Annotated in this window: 23 protein-coding genes and 1 tRNA gene; 10 read left to right on the forward strand and 14 right to left on the reverse strand. The window is 65.1% G+C overall.

Going from position 1 to position 17,351, the window contains the following annotated elements; genetic code table 11:
* Both C448_RS12670 and C448_RS12675 read left to right on the forward strand, forming a co-directional pair.
* Positions 1–855: IS4 family transposase (locus tag C448_RS12670; protein WP_004055383.1), on the forward strand; the 855-nt coding region annotated here is incomplete at its 5' end.
* A 524-nt stretch (positions 856–1,379) separates the two neighbouring features.
* A complete protein-coding gene (locus C448_RS12675; protein WP_004055384.1) occupies positions 1,380–2,717 on the forward strand; it encodes a tryptophanase in 1,338 nt (445 codons plus the stop codon).
* An 18-nt stretch (positions 2,718–2,735) separates the two neighbouring features.
* Here C448_RS12675 and C448_RS12680 read toward each other — a convergent pair whose 3' ends face one another.
* The 4 genes from C448_RS12680 to C448_RS12695 form a co-directional block, all read right to left on the reverse strand.
* Positions 2,736–3,764, reverse strand: a complete 1,029-nt coding sequence (locus tag C448_RS12680; RefSeq protein WP_049916333.1) for a sodium:calcium antiporter — start codon at positions 3,762–3,764, stop codon at positions 2,736–2,738.
* A gap of 66 nt (positions 3,765–3,830) precedes the next feature.
* Complete coding sequence (gene speB, locus C448_RS12685; RefSeq protein ID WP_004055386.1) at positions 3,831–4,640, reverse strand: agmatinase; 810 nt, start codon at positions 4,638–4,640, stop codon at positions 3,831–3,833.
* Positions 4,641–5,018 (reverse strand): translation initiation factor IF-5A, encoded by a 378-nt coding sequence (locus tag C448_RS12690; RefSeq protein WP_004055387.1) that lies wholly within the window; start codon positions 5,016–5,018, stop codon positions 4,641–4,643.
* A 49-nt stretch (positions 5,019–5,067) separates the two neighbouring features.
* Positions 5,068–6,135, reverse strand: a complete 1,068-nt coding sequence (locus tag C448_RS12695) for an aminotransferase class I/II-fold pyridoxal phosphate-dependent enzyme (protein WP_004055388.1) — start codon at positions 6,133–6,135, stop codon at positions 5,068–5,070.
* A gap of 65 nt (positions 6,136–6,200) precedes the next feature.
* On the opposite strand from C448_RS12695, the gene C448_RS12700 reads away from it, so the two are divergent.
* Positions 6,201–6,572, forward strand: a complete 372-nt coding sequence (locus C448_RS12700; protein ID WP_004055389.1) for an ArsR/SmtB family transcription factor — start codon at positions 6,201–6,203, stop codon at positions 6,570–6,572.
* A 34-nt stretch (positions 6,573–6,606) separates the two neighbouring features.
* Complete coding sequence (locus C448_RS12705; RefSeq protein WP_004055390.1) at positions 6,607–7,332, forward strand: nucleoside phosphorylase; 726 nt, start codon at positions 6,607–6,609, stop codon at positions 7,330–7,332.
* Here the strand turns inward: C448_RS12705 and C448_RS12710 are convergent.
* The 3 genes from C448_RS12710 to dacZ all read right to left on the reverse strand — a co-directional run bounded on the left by C448_RS12710 (position 7,329) and on the right by dacZ (position 9,262).
* Positions 7,329–7,604, reverse strand: a complete 276-nt coding sequence (locus C448_RS12710) for a ubiquitin-like small modifier protein 1 (RefSeq protein WP_004055391.1) — start codon at positions 7,602–7,604, stop codon at positions 7,329–7,331. The two genes, C448_RS12705 and C448_RS12710, sit on opposite strands and share 4 nt — an antisense overlap.
* 66 nt (positions 7,605–7,670) lie before the next feature.
* The gene (locus C448_RS12715; RefSeq protein ID WP_004055392.1) at positions 7,671–8,450 is read right to left on the reverse strand and encodes a mechanosensitive ion channel domain-containing protein; all 780 of its coding nucleotides are present in this window, start codon (positions 8,448–8,450) and stop codon (positions 7,671–7,673) included.
* The gene (dacZ, locus tag C448_RS12720) at positions 8,450–9,262 is read right to left on the reverse strand and encodes a diadenylate cyclase DacZ (RefSeq protein WP_004055393.1); all 813 of its coding nucleotides are present in this window, start codon (positions 9,260–9,262) and stop codon (positions 8,450–8,452) included. Before dacZ ends, C448_RS12715 begins: the two co-directional genes overlap by 1 nt.
* 138 nt (positions 9,263–9,400) lie before the next feature.
* Here dacZ and C448_RS12725 point away from each other — a divergent pair, with 138 nt between their 5' ends.
* Positions 9,401–9,919 (forward strand): FxLYD domain-containing protein, encoded by a 519-nt coding sequence (locus tag C448_RS12725; protein WP_239640584.1) that lies wholly within the window; start codon positions 9,401–9,403, stop codon positions 9,917–9,919.
* Between the two features lie 64 nt (positions 9,920–9,983).
* On the forward strand, positions 9,984–10,553 hold the full coding sequence (locus C448_RS12730) for a hypothetical protein (RefSeq protein ID WP_004055395.1): 570 nt from the start codon (positions 9,984–9,986) through the stop codon (positions 10,551–10,553).
* A gap of 102 nt (positions 10,554–10,655) precedes the next feature.
* Here C448_RS12730 and C448_RS12735 read toward each other — a convergent pair whose 3' ends face one another.
* From C448_RS12735 to C448_RS12750, 4 genes are all read right to left on the reverse strand, one after another.
* Positions 10,656–11,165, reverse strand: coding sequence for a hypothetical protein (locus tag C448_RS12735; protein ID WP_004055396.1), 510 nt, complete (start codon positions 11,163–11,165; stop codon positions 10,656–10,658).
* A gap of 54 nt (positions 11,166–11,219) precedes the next feature.
* Positions 11,220–11,642, reverse strand: a complete 423-nt coding sequence (locus C448_RS12740; protein ID WP_004055397.1) for a hypothetical protein — start codon at positions 11,640–11,642, stop codon at positions 11,220–11,222.
* Between the two features lie 357 nt (positions 11,643–11,999).
* Positions 12,000–12,083, reverse strand: a tRNA-Leu gene (locus tag C448_RS12745).
* 39 nt (positions 12,084–12,122) lie between these two features.
* Complete coding sequence (locus C448_RS12750) at positions 12,123–12,638, reverse strand: MOSC domain-containing protein (RefSeq protein ID WP_004055398.1); 516 nt, start codon at positions 12,636–12,638, stop codon at positions 12,123–12,125.
* A 125-nt stretch (positions 12,639–12,763) separates the two neighbouring features.
* Here C448_RS12750 and C448_RS12755 point away from each other — a divergent pair, with 125 nt between their 5' ends.
* The 3 genes from C448_RS12755 to C448_RS12765 all read left to right on the forward strand — a co-directional run bounded on the left by C448_RS12755 (position 12,764) and on the right by C448_RS12765 (position 14,775).
* Positions 12,764–13,393, forward strand: a complete 630-nt coding sequence (locus C448_RS12755) for a hypothetical protein (RefSeq protein WP_004055399.1) — start codon at positions 12,764–12,766, stop codon at positions 13,391–13,393.
* Positions 13,394–13,461: 68 nt separating this feature from the next.
* The gene (locus C448_RS12760; protein ID WP_004055400.1) at positions 13,462–13,764 is read left to right on the forward strand and encodes an antibiotic biosynthesis monooxygenase family protein; all 303 of its coding nucleotides are present in this window, start codon (positions 13,462–13,464) and stop codon (positions 13,762–13,764) included.
* 165 nt (positions 13,765–13,929) lie between these two features.
* The gene (locus tag C448_RS12765; RefSeq protein WP_004055401.1) at positions 13,930–14,775 is read left to right on the forward strand and encodes an SDR family NAD(P)-dependent oxidoreductase; all 846 of its coding nucleotides are present in this window, start codon (positions 13,930–13,932) and stop codon (positions 14,773–14,775) included.
* Here C448_RS12765 and tbsP read toward each other — a convergent pair.
* Positions 14,769–15,587: a transcriptional regulator TbsP gene (gene tbsP, locus C448_RS12770; RefSeq protein ID WP_004055402.1), complete on the reverse strand. Its 819-nt coding sequence runs from the start codon at positions 15,585–15,587 to the stop codon at positions 14,769–14,771. The genes C448_RS12765 and tbsP overlap by 7 nt on opposite strands.
* Positions 15,588–15,694: 107 nt before the next feature.
* Positions 15,695–16,099: a VOC family protein gene (locus C448_RS12775; RefSeq protein WP_004055403.1), complete on the reverse strand. Its 405-nt coding sequence runs from the start codon at positions 16,097–16,099 to the stop codon at positions 15,695–15,697.
* 182 nt (positions 16,100–16,281) lie between these two features.
* On the opposite strand from C448_RS12775, the gene C448_RS12780 reads away from it, so the two are divergent.
* Positions 16,282–16,710, forward strand: a complete 429-nt coding sequence (locus C448_RS12780; protein ID WP_049916347.1) for a DUF5804 family protein — start codon at positions 16,282–16,284, stop codon at positions 16,708–16,710.
* 3 nt (positions 16,711–16,713) lie between these two features.
* On the opposite strand, the gene C448_RS12785 is transcribed toward C448_RS12780, so the two are convergent.
* Positions 16,714–17,343, reverse strand: a complete 630-nt coding sequence (locus C448_RS12785; protein WP_004055405.1) for an SDR family oxidoreductase — start codon at positions 17,341–17,343, stop codon at positions 16,714–16,716.
* Positions 17,344–17,351 lie beyond the last annotated feature (8 nt).

The raw sequence follows: 17,351 nt of genomic DNA on the forward strand, positions 1-17,351 counted from the left end.
GGAACGACGACGTTCCACGGCTATGCCACGCTCTACGCTCGCGTACGTAACAAACGCTACACGCTGGCGGTGCGCCGTCTGACCGACGGCGACACCGCCAGCTCGATCCTCGCGGAACTACTCGGCGTGCTTGACGGCCTTGACCTCGAAGTCAAGGCCGTCTACCTCGACCGCGAGTTCTACGATACGTACTGTTTGACGCTACTCGCTGCCCACAACTACGCTTTCATCATGCCGATCGTGAAGTGGGGCGAGAAGATTCAGACCGAACTGAGTGAAGGCTGGAGCCGCGTGATCGANGCCCACAACTACGCTTTCATCATGCCGATCGTGAAGTGGGGCGAGAAGATTCAGACCGAACTGAGTGAAGGCTGGAGCCGCGTGATCGACCACGACCTCCAAGGTGAAATCGACGGTCACACGTGGACCGTCGATTTCCCGGTCTACATCGACTGTACGTACCAGCAAGGGAAATATGACGAAGAAGGTGTGGCGCGTCACGGCTACGCCGTCGACGCGCCGTTCATCGAGACGCCACGCCAAGCCAGGAAACACTACAGCCGTCGATTCGGTATCGAATCGACTTATCGTCTGTCCGAACGAAGTATTGCGATGACGACGACACAGAATCCGGCGGTGCGGTTTCTGTACGTGCTGATCAGCTTCCTCCTTCAGAATGCGTGGCGATATCTCCACTGGGAGTACGTGGCGTCGCCGCGCCGAGGCGCGCGACGCCTCTGGTCATGGCGATTCGACGAATTCCTTGGGATGGTACGGCGAGCAGCGGAGACGGCGCTCGCGGTGCGTCGCGCCGTCCCCGCAAACAAGCCTCCGGACGACCGCTTCGAGCGGTAATCCACCGACCGGGACCGCCCGCTCGGCGAGTGGCAACGCCGTCGCGTCGGCGGCGGAACGCCGCCGACTGCGACAGGTTCGATGCTCTCGGTGTCGAGCCGCCTTCCTCAGCAGTTGCTCGGCATCGATTTCTCCATCGGATTCACGTCTCAGAAGTAGTCAACTGGCGTGCTTTGTGAGGTACTGAGNCGCCTTCCTCAGCAGTTGCTCGGCATCGATTTCTCCATCGGATTCACGTCTCAGAAGTAGTCAACTGGCGTGCTTTGTGAGGTACTGAGTCTCGGTATCGACTGGCGCGACGCCATCGCTTTCGCTGCGACTGCCGGTGCGATGGTCGAATCGTTCGCCGTGACGGCGTAGTTGTGTCGTCGTACGGAGAGCTCACCACGGCGTACCGAAATATCATCGAGAGCTGCGGTACGTCGGACAGCGATGGCCGAAATCGAACATCGAGGTCCGAAATCGGTTTCCGAGCCACTGATTTCCTCGATTAGCGTTTTCACGCGCTCGACCGTCAATGGGGTATGCGAGCGTACAAGGCGAAGTCGGTCGAGCGTATCGAGCTTCCCGATCGCGAGGCGCGTGAGCGCCATCTCCATGAGGCGGGCTACAACGTTTTCAATCTCGATGCCGAGGCGGTGTTCGTCGATCTGCTGACCGACAGCGGAACGGGCGCGATGAGCGACGAACAGTGGGCGGCGATCCATCGCGGCGACGAGTCCTACGCCGGCAGCGAGAGTTTTCAGAATTTAGAGGCCGCAATCGAAGACGTGATGGGATTCTCGCGGATCGTCCCCGCTCACCAGGGTCGCGGTGCGGAGAACGTCCTCTACGGCGCGCTCGTCTCGGAGGGCGAGTACGTCCCGAACAACACCCACTTCGATACGACGCGGGCACATATCGTCAACGCCGGCGGCGAGCCCGTCGACTGCCCGATCGAGAGCGACCCCGGCGATCCCTTCCAGGGGAACCTCGACACCGAGGCGGTACGCGAACTCGCGAACGAGGTCGGTGCCGAGCGGATCCCGGCCGTCGTCGTCACGATCACGAATAATTCCTTGGCTGGTCAGCCCGTCAGCATCGCCAACCTCCGGGAAGCCCGTGCGGTCGCGGACGAGCTCGACGCACGGCTCGTGATCGACGCCTGCCGGTTCGCCGAGAACGCCTACTTCGTCGCCCAGCGCGAGGCCGAATTCGATGGCGAGAGCGTTGCCAGCATCGCCCGCGAGCAGCTCTCGATGGCCGACGCGATCGTGATGAGCGGGAAGAAGGACGGCCTCGCCAACGTCGGTGGGTTCGTCGGCGTCCGCGAGAACGACGACGAATTCTACGAGCAGGCCCGCCAGCGCGGCATCCTGTTCGAGGGGTTTTCGACCTACGGCGGGATGGCCGGTCGCGATCTCGAAGCGATGGCCGTCGGACTGCGCGAGGCGGTCGAGAGGCCATACATCGAATCGCGCGTCGAACAGGTCGCCGAACTCGGGACGCTCCTCCAGGAGGTCAGCGTCCCGATCCGGACCCCGACCGGCGGCCACGCGGTCTACGTCGATGCCGGCGAGTTCCTCCCCTCTATTCCACGTGAGGAATTCCCTGGGCAGGCGCTCGTCTGTGCGCTCTACGAGGAGGGTGGTGTGCGCGCCGTCGAACTCGGCGAGCTCGCCTTCCCCGGCGAGGATCGGGCCCAACTCGTCCGGCTCTGCCTCCCGCGACGGACCTACTTCCGCGATCACCTGGAACACGTCGCCGAGACGTTCGCGACGGTCGCCGACCGCCGCGAGGAGCTCCCGGGTTACGAGATCGTCGACGAGCCCGCGATGGCCGAACTCCGCCATTTCAGCGCCGAACTCCGGCCGCTCGACTGAATCCCCCAGCGACCGCGCTCACGAACCGCGAAGCAGGTGTGTTACGCCGGCAGTCTCGGCGATGACCCACGCGACGAACAGCCCGTAGCCGACGAGCAGCGCGTACGATTCGAGGGTGGTGATCGAGAGTTCGGTCCGGAGAACGGTAAAGAGGAGCACCGTCGCGAGTGTGAGCACGCCGAGCATCGGCACGGCGACGGCGAAGTCGATCGGCACGCTCCCGACGATCAGGACGCCGATCGGGATCGCCACGAGCAGGTCGAACGTGTTCGAGCCGAGCACGTTGCCGAGGCTGGTGGTGGAGTTGCCCGCACGGGCCGCACGCACGCTCACGAGTAGATCAGGCAGGCTCGTCGCCGCCGCGATGACGGTGACGCCAGCGAGGAACTCGGGGACGCCGAACGTGGTGCCGAGCGCCTCGACGCTGCCGACGAGCTGCTCGACGGCCACGAGGATGACGACCAGTCCGACGGCGAGCTTGCCCCAGGCGCGCCCGATATCGGTCTCGGTCCCGCCGACGGCGTCGTGATCGTTCACGTCCTGCCACTGGATGAATAGGTAGAGCCCGTAGAGCAACAGCGGGATCAGCGCGAGCGGGCGCGTGACCTGCCCGACGAGGCCGGTTCCCGTCGGGATGTAGATCACCGCGAGCGAGAACGTAACGACGAGCGTGGCGACCGCGAGCATGTAGAACTGCGCCTCCTTGTAGACGATCTCGCGGTTCGCGTCGAGATCCGAGTCGGTGGCGATGCCCGACAGCGCGGGGATCATCAACACGTTGAACACCGCCGAGCCGACGATCGCCCCGACGCCCATGTCGAAGGCACCGGCGAGCGCCGTGAACACGACGCTCGACAGTTCGGGAAAGCTCGATCCGACCGCGACGACGACCGAGCCCTGGACGACCGGCGGCAGGCCGTAGTGGGCGGCGAGCCGTTCGGCCGACTCCTCCAGCCAGCCGCTGCCGAACCAGATGAAACCGGTCGCGGCGACGATCACGAGGCCGTGGACGATCGGGCTGTCGGGGAGCACGCCACCGAGGACCATCGTGGGCCGTTCGACCACCCGCCGAATCAAGCCGTCGATAATCCGCGGCGAAAAGGACCTGCGAACTCAGTCGTCCGCTCGTGCTGCGTGCGCGTAGACGAACTCACGGAGGAGTTTCCCACCGAGGGCGGCGGCCTGTCCGTCGTCGCGGTCGTTGACCTCAACGACATCGAAGCCGACAGATCGGGGAGCGACCGCCCGGACGACCCGGCGCAGCCCGCGAGGGGTCAGTCCGAACGGCTCCATCGTCCCCGTGCCCGGCGCGAAGGCGGGATCGGCGGCGTCGATGTCGACGCTCAGATAGGCGTCGCCGTCGAACTCGGGTTCCCAATCGAGCACGTCCTCGGGCGGCACCACCGTGACGTCGTCGCGGTCGGCGCGCTCCCACTCGGCTTCGCTGCCGGTCCGCGCGCCGAGGACGATTACCTCGTCGACGACGTCGAGGGTGCGCCGGGTGACGGTCGCGTGGCTCAGTTCGTTGCCCGCGAACTCCTCGCGGAGATCGAGATGGGCGTCGAGACAGACGAAGACATCGGGGTCAGTTGCACGCACGCCCGCTGCGCTGACGGTGTGTTCGCCGCCGACGAGTAGCGGGAGGCGACCCTCGCCTTCGATGTCCGTGACCATCCCCTGGAGGAAGTCGAGATACTCGGCGGCGTCCTCCCAGGCGTCGAGATCGCCGGCGTCGTGGACGCCGAGATCGGTGAAGTGGATTCCCGTACGGTGATCGTAGTCGTCGAAGGTATGTGCGTGGTGGCGCACCTCGCGAGGACCGAATCGGGTGCCGGGCTGAAAGCTCGTCGAGACGTCGAGCGGTGCGCCCAGAAGGACGTAGTCGGCCGTTTCGCGCGCGTCGTTCGCGCCGGGAAAGCCCATTCAGACGATCTTTCGCTGCTCGTCCATCTCCAGATACTCGATCTCGTCGTCCGGCGAGAGCTCCGCGTCGCCGGGCGTCTTGATCGTGAACGTCTCGTAGGTGTCGAGATCCATCACCTGCGCGACGTCGTCGCTCTCGACGCTGACGACCTGGCCCTGTTTGCGCTGGATGATCGGTACCCAGACCTTCGCGTCGACGGGTTGGGTGAAGTTTCGCTTGTTGTCGTCGAAGACGCCCTTGCCCTCGACGCGTGCCTTCGCACTGCCGTGTTTGCCGGGTTTCGCCGTGCTGTAGGCGGTGATCTTGCACGGCGCGTCGTCGATCATCACGTAGCTTCCCTCGTCGAGCTCGCGGACCTGATTCTGTTGCCTAGCCATGTCCGCGATTGCTGACGGGGCTGTATAAACGGTTTGGATAGCCCGGATGCTATCGGGCGTTCTCGATGACCCGACCGACCCGTTTCAGTCCCTCCGCCAGCTCGTCGGTCGGCAGACCGAAACCCAGCCGGAAGCGATCGTCGAAGCCGAACAGGTCGCCGGGCGCGAGCACGACCGATTCCGCTTCGACCACCGTGCGACAGAACTCCCGGGAGTCGTCGAATTCTTCCGGAACCGTGGGAAAGGCGTTCACGCCGACGGGTTCGTACCAGTCGAGCCCGTATGCTGCGAGGAACTCGCCGACGCGCTCGCGATGGTCCCGCGCGAGCGCACGGTTCTCGTCGAGAATTGTATCCTCATCGGCGAGTGCCTGTCGGGCGACATGCTGACCGAAGATCGACGGCGAGATCGTCGTGTAATCCTTCCAGCGACGGGCGGTGTCGACGATTTCGGGCGGACCGGCGAGCCAGCCAAAGCGCAGTCCCGCCAGCCCGTGAGCCTTCGTCAGGCTCGTCGTACTGATCCCACGAGGCCCCAGACTCGCCACCGGCGGGAGGGGATCGTCGGCGAGCAGCCGGTACACCTCGTCACAGAGCAGATAAGCGTCGTTGTCAGCCGCGAGATCGGAGAGCGCGTCGATCGTGTCCTGTGAGTGGTATTTTCCGGTCGGGTTGTTCGGGTTGTTCACGACCACGAGCCGCGTGTTCGGCTCGATCGCGTCGGCGACGGCATCGGGATCGAGGTCCCACTCCGGAGGCGCCAGTTCGACCGTCGAGACGTCCGCGATCGAGCGGGGCAGCGCGTGCAGCGACTGGTAGGTCGGCGTGACGACGACCGCGTGATCCCCATCGTCGAGCGTCGCGAGCATGGCGAGGAGATTGGCCTCCTGGGTGCCGCAGGTGAACACCACCTCGTCGGCCGAGCGGCCGTAGCGTGCGGCGATCTCCTTTCGGAAGTCAGGATCGCCGTCGGTCGGAATCACGTAGCCGAGATCGCCCGGATCGGTGTCGAAGCGTGTGGCGGGAAGGCTTCTGATGCCGCTCTCGGCGAGCATGATATCGGCGTCGTGTTCGTACTTCCCGAACCAGCGTTCGAGCGCGAACGGTTCGATCTCCATAGCTCGGTTACAGCACCGAGAATGATAACGGTGTAGTACGGAAATGACTACAAACTCGTGACTCCATGACCGAATCACACCGCTACGGGGCACCCTATTTGCCCGAAGACAGCGTGCTCTCGCTCGAAGAATACCTCGCCATGCAGCGCGCCATCGGCGAGAAGACACGCTACAGGGTGCTTTCCGAACTCCTCGCCGAAAGCGAACTGAGCGCAACGGAACTCGCCGAGACACTCGAAATCCCCTCGAACCGGCTGCACTACCACCTCGACAAGCTCGAAACGGTGGGGCTGATCGCCAATCGGAAACGGAAGGAACGCGGCGCGGATGGGCTGTATTCGTACTACGCCGCGACGGCGCTCGGCGAAGCGATCATGACCCACGGGGTCGCCGAGTTACTCGCCGAGGAACGCGAACTGCTCGAACGATACGGATAGACCGACTTTTCATGCCGGCCGCCGACCACTCGGCATGGCAAAACAGCCACACCTGCTCGTCGAACCGGGCGATCTGAACGACGTCGCGCTGCTGCCGGGCGATCCGGGACGCGTCGATCGCATCGCGGGCCACTGCGAGGACGCGACTACGGTGGCCGAAAACCGCGAGTACAAGATCGTCAACGCGAGTTACGAGGGTACTCCCGTGACGATCTGCTCGACGGGCATCGGTTGTCCGTCGGCGGCGATCGCCGTCGAGGAGCTCTCGAACGTGGGCGTCGAGAGCGTCATTCGCGTCGGAACCACCGGCGCGCTCCAGCAGGAGATCGAAGTCGGTGACGTGGTGGTCGCGACCGGCGCGGCCAAAGACGAGGGGACGACGGGGCGCTACGAGCGCGATACCGTCCCCGCGGTGCCCGACTACGACGTGCTCTCGGGGCTGGTCGAAGCGTCGGAATCACGCGAGGAACCCGTCCACGTGGGCGCGATCGCCTCGGACGACGCTTTCTACGCCGAGACCGACGAATACATCGAATCGTGGGAACGGGCGGGCGTGCTCGCCGTCGAGATGGAGGCCGCGGCGATCTTCACGCTCGCGCGCCGGAAGGGCCTCCGCGCGGGCGCGCTCTGTACCGTCGACGGCAACCTCGTCGCGGGCACGCAGAAGGGTGAAACCGACGGTGAAGAACTCCCGGAAAAGGCGAAGGACAACGTCGAACGCGCCATCGCCATTGCACTCGACGCCGCGGTCGCGCTCTAACCGCCGCTGACCGGCGGGAACGCGGCGAGTTCGTCGCTCTCGTCGAGTTCCGTATCGAACCCGTCGCCGGCGGTGAAGGGGTCTTCGCCGTTATGGAGGAGGTTGATATGTTCGCGCAGTTCGCCGTCGTCGACGATCTCGTCTTCGAGCCTCGGGTGGCGATCGAACAGCGCCGCGAGCGCGTCGTCGAGCGTCGCGTTCGGCTCCGTCTCGATCGCGACCTCGCGCTCGCCGGCGGTCTCGGCGAGCGTGGCGAACAGTTTCCACTGCATACCCACGCCACGGTCGGCGACCACAAAGGGGTTCGCCTGGGCCCGGGTCGACAGGCCCGTCCGGCGCTACCGAACGCGGATGATGCCCGAGCGGAAGACGCGGTCGTTCGGGACGATGAACTCCTCGCCGTCGTTCTCGACGTGGGTGACGAGGACGTCCACCTCCTGGACGATGCCCGAGCGCCCGTCGATGCGGACCTCGTCGCCGATGGCGATCGGTTCGGCGAGCAGGAGATAGAAGCCGGCGGCGCTCGCGGCGAGGAGATCGCGGCAGGCGAGCCCGCCGAGGAAGACGAGCCCGAAGGCGTAGGCCCCGAGAAGGACCAGCAGGGCGACGTTCGAGATGCCGATCTGGCCGAGCGCGAGCAGCGCCGCGACGTAGATGATGCTGTATTTGACCAGCAGCGCGAGCAGCCCGATCTCGGGAAGTTTGACGCTGCGCAGTCGCTCGGAGACGAACACCTCGGCCTTGTCCGCGACGACGAGCCCGAACACGACCACCAGTGCGGCGACGAACAGCTGCGGGAGGAAGTTGATGAACTGGCGGAGATACACTCGCACGTCGAGCACGGCGGAGATGGTGAGCGCGAGCACGACGAACACGAGGACGACGAACAGCGCGAACAGCCCCGCGAGCATCGACACCGTCGATGTGCCGAGTCGACCGACGGTGCGCTCGAAGGCGGTGCCCTCGACGGCCTCGCCGACGCCGGCGGCCACGAGCATCCGTTCGCTCACCTGGCCGACGAGATAGGCGACGACCACGCCGACCACCAGCATGATGACGATCAACACGAGATCGAACCGGCCGTCCAGAAGGCTCTGGAGCAGCGCGCCGAAAGCCATCAGTACTCCTCCGGATCGAGTTCGAGAATCAGCTCGCCGCCTTTGAACGCCCGCACCAGCCGATCGCTCTCGCTCAACACGACCGCCGTCGCGTTCGTATCGCGCGTGATCGACGCCGCCGCCATGTGACGCGTCCCGAGCCCCTTCGGGATGTCGACGCCCTCGGCGTTCGGTTCGAGATAGCGATAGGCCGAGACGATCTTCCCCGAATCGCTGATGACGAACGCGCCGTCGAGCCTGGAGAACTCCTTCAACATGACGTTCACGATGGGATCGCCGACGTGAACGTGGGATTTCTCGAACGGGTTATATGAAAGAGGGCGGGACTTGTTCATCACCTTGCCGGCGTCACCGATGACGAACAGCGCGCCGACCGGCTTTCCCTTCTGCCCTTTCTGACCGAGTTCGACCGCCACGTCGACGACTGCGCTGATGACCGCCGGATCGGCGCGCGAGGTCGTGAAGAGATCGTAGACGCCCGAGCGGTCGAGATCGCCCACCCGCACCCGACAGACGCTGTCGATGGCGTCGTCGAACAGTTGCAGCGCGCAGACTACCTCGTCACCCTTGGTGAGAAAACCCTCCTCGGTCGCCCCCTCGACGCCGAAGCGGATGCGCTCTTTGGCCGCGACGAATTCGAGCGGGAGTTCGACGAACCGCTCGGCCCCGACGCCGTTGTCGCCGGCACAGACGACCACCGAGACGTCCTCGATCTCCCGACAGCGTTCGTAGTAGGCCTCGCTCGGCGAGAACAACAACACCGTCTCGACCCCCTCGACGAGTTCGTCGAGCAGGTCGCGTACGTTCGCCATTCGTATACCATAGCGCCAGCCGAACCCGCAAAAAGGTTGTGACAGCGGCGTTTCTCGGTCCGTGGTCGTATCACGATGCTCACCACTAAATTTCATCATCGACCACAGGTTTTTGAGTGCCGCGGCTAACGCATCGGTATGCAACGACGCCGAGTGCTCGTCGGCATGGGCAGCGGCTGCGCCGGGCTTCTGGCCGGCTGTCTCGGCGCTGGCGAGGGCAAATACGCACGGCGCATCGCGATCAACGGCTCTCCCACCGCAGCGGCGACCGAAGCAACCGGTACTGCCGAAGCTACCGGGGCCACCGAAACGACCGGAGCCACCGAATTCACCGAAACGACCGACGCACCGACGAGTCAGGGGCTCGTCCTGCTCGATCACGAGTTCTATCGGGACGGTTCGGGCGGCGTCCGCGGACGCACCGAAAACCGCGGCGACGTCGATCTCGATTTCATCGCGGCGCACGCCCGGTTTTTCGACCGCTCCGGCACCGACATCGGTCGCGCCTCCGATAGCCAGAGCGACTTCGCAGTCGGCGAGACGTGGGCGTTCGACGCACAGGCGCTCGACACCGATCCCGCGAACGTCGCGCGCTACCAGCTCGTACTCATCGACCAGCGCTCCTCAGAAGTCGATCCGTTCGCCAGCACGAGCTGAGTAATATAAGAGACCGTACTGACCCCGCCGAAGGCTTTTGCCTCGATGCACGAGTGCATCGAACATGGCCGTCCGTTCGCGTCTCGCGGCGCTTCGCTCGCGGCTCTCGCCGAGCATCGACACCAGCGCGGTCGAAGGCGTCGTCATCGGCGGGCTGTTCGGCGCGCTGCAAGCCGGTCTCGTCATGAGTCTCTATCGCACCGAGATGGTCTACGAGATCGGCGGCATCGTCGGTCTCTACTCGCTCAACGGCGGCTGGTACGTGCTGTTGGCGCTTGGGATCCTGTTCGGCATCCCGTTCGTCGCGTTCGTCTCGGGATCGATCAACTCCTTCGCCAACACGGTCATCATGCTCTCCTCGCGGAGTTCGGTGCTCCAGAAGCTGCTCGTCCCGCTGCTCAAGCGCTCGGCGCTCGGCGTCACCTGTGCCGGCGTGGGCCAGCTCTACGGGATCGCCGTCGGCGTGCTCTTCCAGCTGATCGCCATGCCGATCTGGCTCCGACTGGTGATGGGGCTATCGGTGCCGGCACCGTATCTCACCGTCGGCGGGATCGTCGGCGTCGTGGCATGGGCGCTCTACGGCGGGGCGATGGGGCTCGTCTACGGACTGATCCTCGAAAACTCCACGGGATAGGTCATACTGTCGGACGGAACTGATTGGAGATCCATGATGCGAAACACCGCCCATGCGATGGATCTCCACGATCCGGTCTTCACATACTTCCGTCCGACAGTATCAGGCGAGTCGGTCGCGGACCCAGCGGAGCGCGCTGCCGACCACACCGCCGACGGCCCCATCGAAACCGACGAGCATCGGGAGCACCACGAGCGTGGCGACGAGCGCGAACAGCGGCTGCCGGGAGAACACCGCCGAAATCGCCGGTGTGAACGCTCCGATGATCGTCGGTGTCTCGATGAAGACGAATCCCAGGAGTAGCCCCTGGCCCACCCCGAGACCGGCGAGGATGATCCCGCCGATGACTGCCGCGACGACGCCGTGAACGATCCCGCGCACCAGCCCGCCAGCAGCGTAGGCCGCGATGAACCCGCCGACGACGCCGCCGGTGACGAAGCCGAAAAACGGGATGATCGGGACGACCAGCGAGAGCAGTCCGATCAGAAACGTGGCAGCGATGCCGGCGTAGAGTGCCTTCTTGTCGATGGTGCCCGCGAGTGCCTCGATGCGTTCGGCGACGCCGGTTCGCACCGTCTGCACGCGCTCGCTCGTTCGCGATCGGATGCTCATGTCGATCTTTGCTACGCCTGACGCATAGTCGTCGTGACGGCGTGACGCGGTACTTTAAGTCCGTATCGAGTCGAGGATCGGGCCGCGCTCGTACGTCGAGAGATCGAAATGTCGCCCGCCACGGATCCAGTCGAATCCCATGAACGCGAGCGAGCCGCCGCCGGCCACGGCGCAGATAGCGAGGAGAATGCCCTCGGTGCTGCCGTAGGGTGACATCCCGTACACCATCGGCAGCAGGTACGAGGAAGACATTCCGATACCGATCAGCACGTCACCGGTGCCGACGAACTGATACCACGTGCCCCGAGGCTGCGCGCCGGCACCGCCGATGGCCATCAGAACACCACCGAAGACGAGCACGGTGTTCGTCGCGGCGGTCGCCGGATTTTCGAGAATCGTCGCACGGAAGGCGAAGAGGAATCCCAGATTGGCCACGATCATCCCGAGACCGAGCACCAGAAACCAGCGCCGCTTCATACGAACGTTTTCTGCCACGATAACAAGTAGCTTGTGCTGAACGATATCGGATTGATTTCGATGGTCAGCTACACGCAGGTTGATTCGATTTTGCGGTCAAGTTCACCGACCGCGAACGAGCGCAGTGAGTGAGCGGGCCAAGGAACCCCCGAAGGGGGTGACGCCGGCTTTTGGTCCAGATTTTGCCAGCGGAGCGAGCGCCAGCGAGCGGAGCGCAGCAAAAGGTGGATGCGCGGGACCGGATTTGAACCGAAGCCAGACGGTCCGGCTCGCTACGCTCGCCGGCTGCGACTGGCAGGGTTCAAATCGCTCCTGCTCGCTCACTCCGCCGCTCGCTGCGCTCGCGGCGTCGTTCACTGCGCGGGACCGGATTTGAACCGGCGGACCCCTACGGGACAGCGTCCTAAGCGCTGCGCCGTTTCCAAGCTTGGCTACCCGCGCGCAGTCTGCCTTCCGGCGAGTCGAAAAAGAACCTGTCGCTTACTGGCCCATCAGCCGACTCTTGATCGCGTCGGCCACGTCCTCGCCGTCGGTCTCGCCGAGGGGTTCGAGCTCGTCGCCGACGTGGAGATCGCCACCTTCGACGACGCTGACGCAGATTCCGCCGCGGTGGTTTTTGAGCGCACGGGCGACGCCCGACTCGTCGGCGACCTGCTCGACGTGGGCACACGGCGGGCGCGGGCGCGTCCCCTCGAAGATCGCTTCACCGATGCGGAACTCCTGATCGAGCAACTCTTGGACCGAAACGCCGCGCGTGACGATGTTGCGCCGGTGGCGACCGTCCGAGAGATCGATGTCGTACTCCTCGTGGATCTCCTCGATGGCCTCGCTCTCGATGAGCGTCACTTCGCACTCGTCCATGCCCGAGTAGTAGCCCGTGCCCATCATGTAGCGATCGCCGCGCAGCCCCTGGCGCTCGACCGCCTCGATCTCCTCGACGGTCTCCATCGGCGCAGAGCCCTCCGGCGTGGTGTAGATCGTCTCGACGGTGGCCATGCCTCCGGTTGGCGAGCGTGCTGGAAAATCCTTCGCTCCGAGTCCAGTGGGGCCGGGCGCGTCGAACGGGAACCGTCACAGAGTGGACCACGAACCCCTTTGTCGTCGGACGACCGAGAGATGGCATGGACCACGACGCCGACAGACCGCGTGGCGTCCTCTCGCCGGCCGATCGAGCGTTCCTCCGCGGCGAGACCGAGATGACACACGACCAGTCGCGCCGGAACGCCGAGGCACGCATCCGCAAGCGCATCGTCAACGCCATCGAGGACTTCACGCTGCTCGTCCACACGCTCAAACCGAAGGACAGAGAGGGGGTTTTCGACACCGTCGACGATCCGGCGTTCGTCGATGGCGTGCTCTCGATGCTCTCCTTTACCTATCTCGGATTGAAGGAGAGCGGGATGGATTTCGAGCGCGTGCTCGTCCCCGCCGTCCGCCGAGCCGAGGAGGTCCACGCCGCCGACACGCTGGGTAGCACCGCCGACGTCGCCGTCGATTTCGACGTCCGCGCCGAGTACGGAACCTCCGTGGCCGACACCGCCGACCGCATCCGCTCGGACACGCCAGTAACCCCCGAGGAGCTGTTCGCCGTCGCGATGGCCGACGATCCCGTCGTCTCCGAAGCGGAGACGATCCTCGTCCGGCTGCCCCACGGCACCGACGCCGACGACGGCGTCCTGGATCGACTCGCGAGCTATCTCGATGCCGGGCTCACTCACCGACCGCCGAACCGCGTCGAACTGACTCTATAATCCATTTTGGATTATTGTGTCGTCCGTTGTTGCGGTAGATTTATGCCGATTGCGAGACAAGAGGGAGTATGTTCGTTGCAGCGAACCGATTCACGGTCGCGGACGGCTACGGGGACGAGCTCGTCGAGCGCTTCACCGAGAGCTCCGAGGACATCGCCGAACAGCCGGGGTTCGTCAGATTCGACTTCCTGACGCCGCCCGAGGGCGGCAACACCTACATCGCACAGACCTACTGGGAATCGGAGGACGACTTCGAGGCGTGGACCGAGAGCGAGCAGTTCGCGAACGCCCACGGCGGCGATGCGCCGACGGAGATGTTCGAGGGCCATCCGACGCTCGAAACCTACGAGACGGCCATCACACACGAATAGCACACGTCACAACCGTCGCTTCTAACGCGACTGCAGCGATAACTGGATCATCCGTTCCAGCGGAAAACGTTCGCTCCACTCGCTGCCGTCGTGCTCTCAGCCCCGCCAGCGAACGCATCCCCCAGAAACGTTATTGGTATCGCCGGAGCAGTTCACATCGCTACCATGACCGACCCCACGGAGCCACCGGAACTCGGACGCGACGACGTACTGACGCTCGACGACGCACGATTCGTGGGCGAAAACGTCGCACTCGTCACCGGCGCTGGCTCGGGCATCGGCCGGGCAACGGCGCTCGCGCTCGCCCACAACGGGCTGACGGCCATGGCGACCGACATCGACGAGGACGGACTCGACGAGACGGTCGCCAAACACGACGAACTCGATCTCGACGGAACGGTCGAGACGGTCGCCGGCGATCTGACCGATGACGACGACATCGATCGCGTGGTCGATCGGGCAGCCGATTGCGGGCAGATCACCTTCCTCGCGAACATCGCGGGCCTGCAGACCGTGGCACCCATCGAGGAGTTCCCGATGGAGAAATACGACATGATGCAGGAGGCGATGCTCCGCGCGCCGCTCGCGCTGACGAAGGGCTGTCTCCCACACATGCGCGAGGGCGACGGCGGCGCAGTCGGCAACATGTGCTCGATCCACGGCCACTACGTCACGCGCGACAAGGTCGCCTACAACATGATGAAGTTCGGGCTCCGGGGGCTCACACAGTCGATCGCCGCCGAGGGCGACGGTGATGTCCGCGCCTTCTCCTTCTCGACGGCCTACGTGAAGACCCCGCTCGTCACGGACCAGATCGCCGACACCGCCGAGGAACGCGGGATCAGCGAACAGGAGGTCGTCGAGGACGTGATGCTCGGCGAGGCCAGAGTGAAGGAGATGATGGATCCGATCGAGGTGGCGAACGTCTTCACGATGGGCTTTTCCGAGCACGCGAACCACCTCGACGGCGGCGATCTGCTGTTCGACGGCGGCTACACGCTGACCTACTGACGGGCCGCAGCGAGCAGCTCCGCCGCCACGCTCACGACCTCGTCGGCGTCGATTCCTCGGAGGTGATCGTCACCGAGCAGGAGGCGCAGGCGCGGGCGACCGACGTCGATCGGCACTTTCTCCGTTTCGATGAGGCCGCCCTCTTCGAGACGCGTCTTCTTTCGCGAGAACGTCGCCCGGCTGGCGATGCCGACGCCTTCGCCCCAGGTGCTGATGTCGTACAGCAGCGCCTCGTTGCGGGCGGCCGCGAGCAGGCTGATGTCCACCTCGTCGAGATGGCCGTCCGCTTCGGCGAGTGCGATGCGCATGCGTTCGAAGTCGGCGGCCAGTTCTTCATCGAACTCCCGTTCGAGGCTCTCCTGGACGCGCGACAGCGGCGGCGTGCGGAGCCTGAACGATTCGGCGTCCGCCCAGCGGTCGGTGTACTCCTCGCGCGCCGCATCGACGAACGCCGCGTCGTCGGTGGCGAGCCCGGCGGTCCGTTCATCGGTGGTGACGAGCGAGACGACGCGCTCGTCGGTGACCAACAGCGGCCCGTCGAGGCGCTCGGCGCTCGTCCGCAGCGACAGACTCTCGTCGGCGACCAGATCGGCGATGACGCTCGCGTCGGTGAACTCACTCACCGACGCTTTGAGCACCGATTCGGTGGCCAGCAGGCGGACCGATGGTCCGTTCTCACGGTCGGCGAGCATCGCTACCAGTCCGTCGACGACCGTCGGCGAGGGGCCGACCGCGAGCACGTCCTCGGTGGCGTCGTCGAGAACCGTCCGGCAGACATCGGCGACGTTCCTTTCGATCAAGGGTGGCTGCATTGTGAGACTCATCCGGATGGGACAATGAACCGAAGCGACGTAACGAATGACTCTAGCTGTTTAACCCCCACTTCACCGTGGCCGTCGATCAACCGTCCTGCATCCGATCAGTAGAGCTTGAGCTCGATCCGGCGGCCGTCGGGGTCACGGACGTACGCCGCCCAGTCGCGCCCGTAGACGCCGAGGCGCTCGCGCGGCTCGTCGTCTTCGACCTCGATGCCGGCCTCGCGGAGTTCGTCGAGCAGCTGTTCGATCGCGTCGCGCGTGTCGGTCTCGTTCGAGCGCAGGAGGATACAGATGTGCTCGCCGTCGACGTCGAACGGTTCGTCGGTCGGGACGAGATGGAGATGTCGCCCGCCCGCGGCGACGGCGACGAACGGCACCTCGTCGCGTTCGAAACGCTCCCGATCGCGGATCGAGAGTCCGAGCAGATCGTGATAGAATTCGAGCGCCTCGTCGATATCGCGGACACGGATCGCGACGTGGTCGAGATCGACCGGTTCGAATGTCATGCAACCGATTGTGGCCAGCGGGGCAAAAGCCCGCTGCATGGGGTGGTGAACCGACCACGATCCGGGCGGTCGGGGTCCCGTTTCGCAACGACGTCACCCGGACAGCCGTGTGCCGTCTCGGCGAGCGCTGATCGAAAACGGGCGACGAAACGGCTTTGAGCGCGCCCGTCGTCCTCCCGGCCGTGACGCAGGTCTGTCTCGTCGGCGGGGACTGTGATATCCGCTACGAACTGCTCTCGCGCGAGACCGCCCGCCGCGCGCTCTCGACGTACGATCTCACCGAGCCGTACACGAACACGCTCTCGCTCACCACCGTGAGCCTCGGCGCAGCCGTCTCGCTGCTCAACGATCTGAACTGGTATCTCGTCCGCTTCGCGAGCGACGCGCTCGTCCGCGACCCATCGATCAGCGACACGGAATGGCTCTCGCGCCCGCTTGCCGAGGCGATCCGCGACGGACGGCTCCAGCCCGACGAGACCGGTGATACGTACAAACGCTACCCGATCGAGGACGGGGCGCTCGCCGCGCCATCGTTCGCCAGCGGACGCGACGCGTTCGACCACGAAAACGAACTCGTCGTCCGAATCACCGAGGACGAATACGAGGGCTGAGACTCACTCGCTCGTGGGCGAGCGGAGCACGCTCTCGATCGGCTCGTCGCCCGCCAGGATCTCGAAGGTCTCGCCGTGGGTGCTCGCCATGTCGATCGCCGTCACCAGCGTCCGCGCGACGTCGGCACGCGTGATCTCGCCGGGGTCGAGTTTCCTCGCCGCCCGGATCTCCCCGGTCGCGGGCTCGTCGGTCAGCGCGCCGGGTCGGACGATGGTGTACGTCAGCTCGCTCTCCTGCAGGCGATCGTCGGCCGCCTGCTTGGCGAGCAGGTAGTCGGTGAGCTCGTCGGGACCGGCCTCGGGATCGTCGGCGTTCATCGAACTGAGCATGACGAACCGCTCGACGCCCTCGGCCTCGGCGGCCTCGATCATTCCGATCGCACCGTCGCGGTCGACACCCTCGACGTCCTCGCCACCCGATCCCGCCGCGAAGACGATCGCGTCGTGGCCGGCGACCGCGTGCGCGACGTCCTCGGTCAGATCCGCGACGACCGTCTCGACGCCGAACGACTCCATCCCGTCGACCTGTGATTCGGCGCGCACCATCGCCGTCGTCTCGTGATCGCTGTCGCTCAGGAGTTCGGTGATATGCTGGCCGACCTGCCCATGTGCGCCCGCAACGAGAACGTTCATGGGCACCG

The sequence above is a fragment of the Halococcus morrhuae DSM 1307 genome, assembly GCF_000336695.1.
GTDB lineage: Archaea > Halobacteriota > Halobacteria > Halobacteriales > Halococcaceae > Halococcus > Halococcus morrhuae.

What these genes read in the sequence shown, in the direction of transcription:
- C448_RS12710 (WP_004055391.1), bottom strand. Translation starts at nt 7,604, where the DNA reads ATGCAGTGGAAACTGTTCGCCACGCTCGCCGAGACCGCCGGCGAGCGC.
- C448_RS12690 (WP_004055387.1), bottom strand. Translation starts at nt 5,018, where the DNA reads ATGGCTAGGCAACAGAATCAGGTCCGCGAGCTCGACGAGGGAAGCTAC.
- C448_RS12730 (WP_004055395.1), top strand. Translation starts at nt 9,984, where the DNA reads ATGGCCGTCCGTTCGCGTCTCGCGGCGCTTCGCTCGCGGCTCTCGCCG.
- C448_RS12715 (WP_004055392.1), bottom strand. Translation starts at nt 8,450, where the DNA reads ATGGCTTTCGGCGCGCTGCTCCAGAGCCTTCTGGACGGCCGGTTCGAT.
- C448_RS12735 (WP_004055396.1), bottom strand. Translation starts at nt 11,165, where the DNA reads ATGAGCATCCGATCGCGAACGAGCGAGCGCGTGCAGACGGTGCGAACC.
- C448_RS12755 (WP_004055399.1), top strand. Translation starts at nt 12,764, where the DNA reads ATGGACCACGACGCCGACAGACCGCGTGGCGTCCTCTCGCCGGCCGAT.
- C448_RS12760 (WP_004055400.1), top strand. Translation starts at nt 13,462, where the DNA reads ATGTTCGTTGCAGCGAACCGATTCACGGTCGCGGACGGCTACGGGGAC.
- C448_RS12705 (WP_004055390.1), top strand. Translation starts at nt 6,607, where the DNA reads ATGGCAAAACAGCCACACCTGCTCGTCGAACCGGGCGATCTGAACGAC.
- C448_RS12695 (WP_004055388.1), bottom strand. Translation starts at nt 6,135, where the DNA reads ATGGAGATCGAACCGTTCGCGCTCGAACGCTGGTTCGGGAAGTACGAA.
- dacZ (WP_004055393.1), bottom strand. Translation starts at nt 9,262, where the DNA reads ATGGCGAACGTACGCGACCTGCTCGACGAACTCGTCGAGGGGGTCGAG.
- C448_RS12740 (WP_004055397.1), bottom strand. Translation starts at nt 11,642, where the DNA reads ATGAAGCGGCGCTGGTTTCTGGTGCTCGGTCTCGGGATGATCGTGGCC.
- C448_RS12775 (WP_004055403.1), bottom strand. Translation starts at nt 16,099, where the DNA reads ATGACATTCGAACCGGTCGATCTCGACCACGTCGCGATCCGTGTCCGC.
- C448_RS12765 (WP_004055401.1), top strand. Translation starts at nt 13,930, where the DNA reads ATGACCGACCCCACGGAGCCACCGGAACTCGGACGCGACGACGTACTG.
- C448_RS12700 (WP_004055389.1), top strand. Translation starts at nt 6,201, where the DNA reads ATGACCGAATCACACCGCTACGGGGCACCCTATTTGCCCGAAGACAGC.
- C448_RS12750 (WP_004055398.1), bottom strand. Translation starts at nt 12,638, where the DNA reads ATGGCCACCGTCGAGACGATCTACACCACGCCGGAGGGCTCTGCGCCG.
- tbsP (WP_004055402.1), bottom strand. Translation starts at nt 15,587, where the DNA reads ATGCAGCCACCCTTGATCGAAAGGAACGTCGCCGATGTCTGCCGGACG.
- C448_RS12675 (WP_004055384.1), top strand. Translation starts at nt 1,380, where the DNA reads ATGCGAGCGTACAAGGCGAAGTCGGTCGAGCGTATCGAGCTTCCCGAT.
- C448_RS12785 (WP_004055405.1), bottom strand. Translation starts at nt 17,343, where the DNA reads ATGAACGTTCTCGTTGCGGGCGCACATGGGCAGGTCGGCCAGCATATC.
- speB (WP_004055386.1), bottom strand. Translation starts at nt 4,640, where the DNA reads ATGGGCTTTCCCGGCGCGAACGACGCGCGCGAAACGGCCGACTACGTC.
- C448_RS12725 (WP_239640584.1), top strand. Translation starts at nt 9,401, where the DNA reads ATGCAACGACGCCGAGTGCTCGTCGGCATGGGCAGCGGCTGCGCCGGG.
- C448_RS12680 (WP_049916333.1), bottom strand. Translation starts at nt 3,764, where the DNA reads ATGGTCCTCGGTGGCGTGCTCCCCGACAGCCCGATCGTCCACGGCCTC.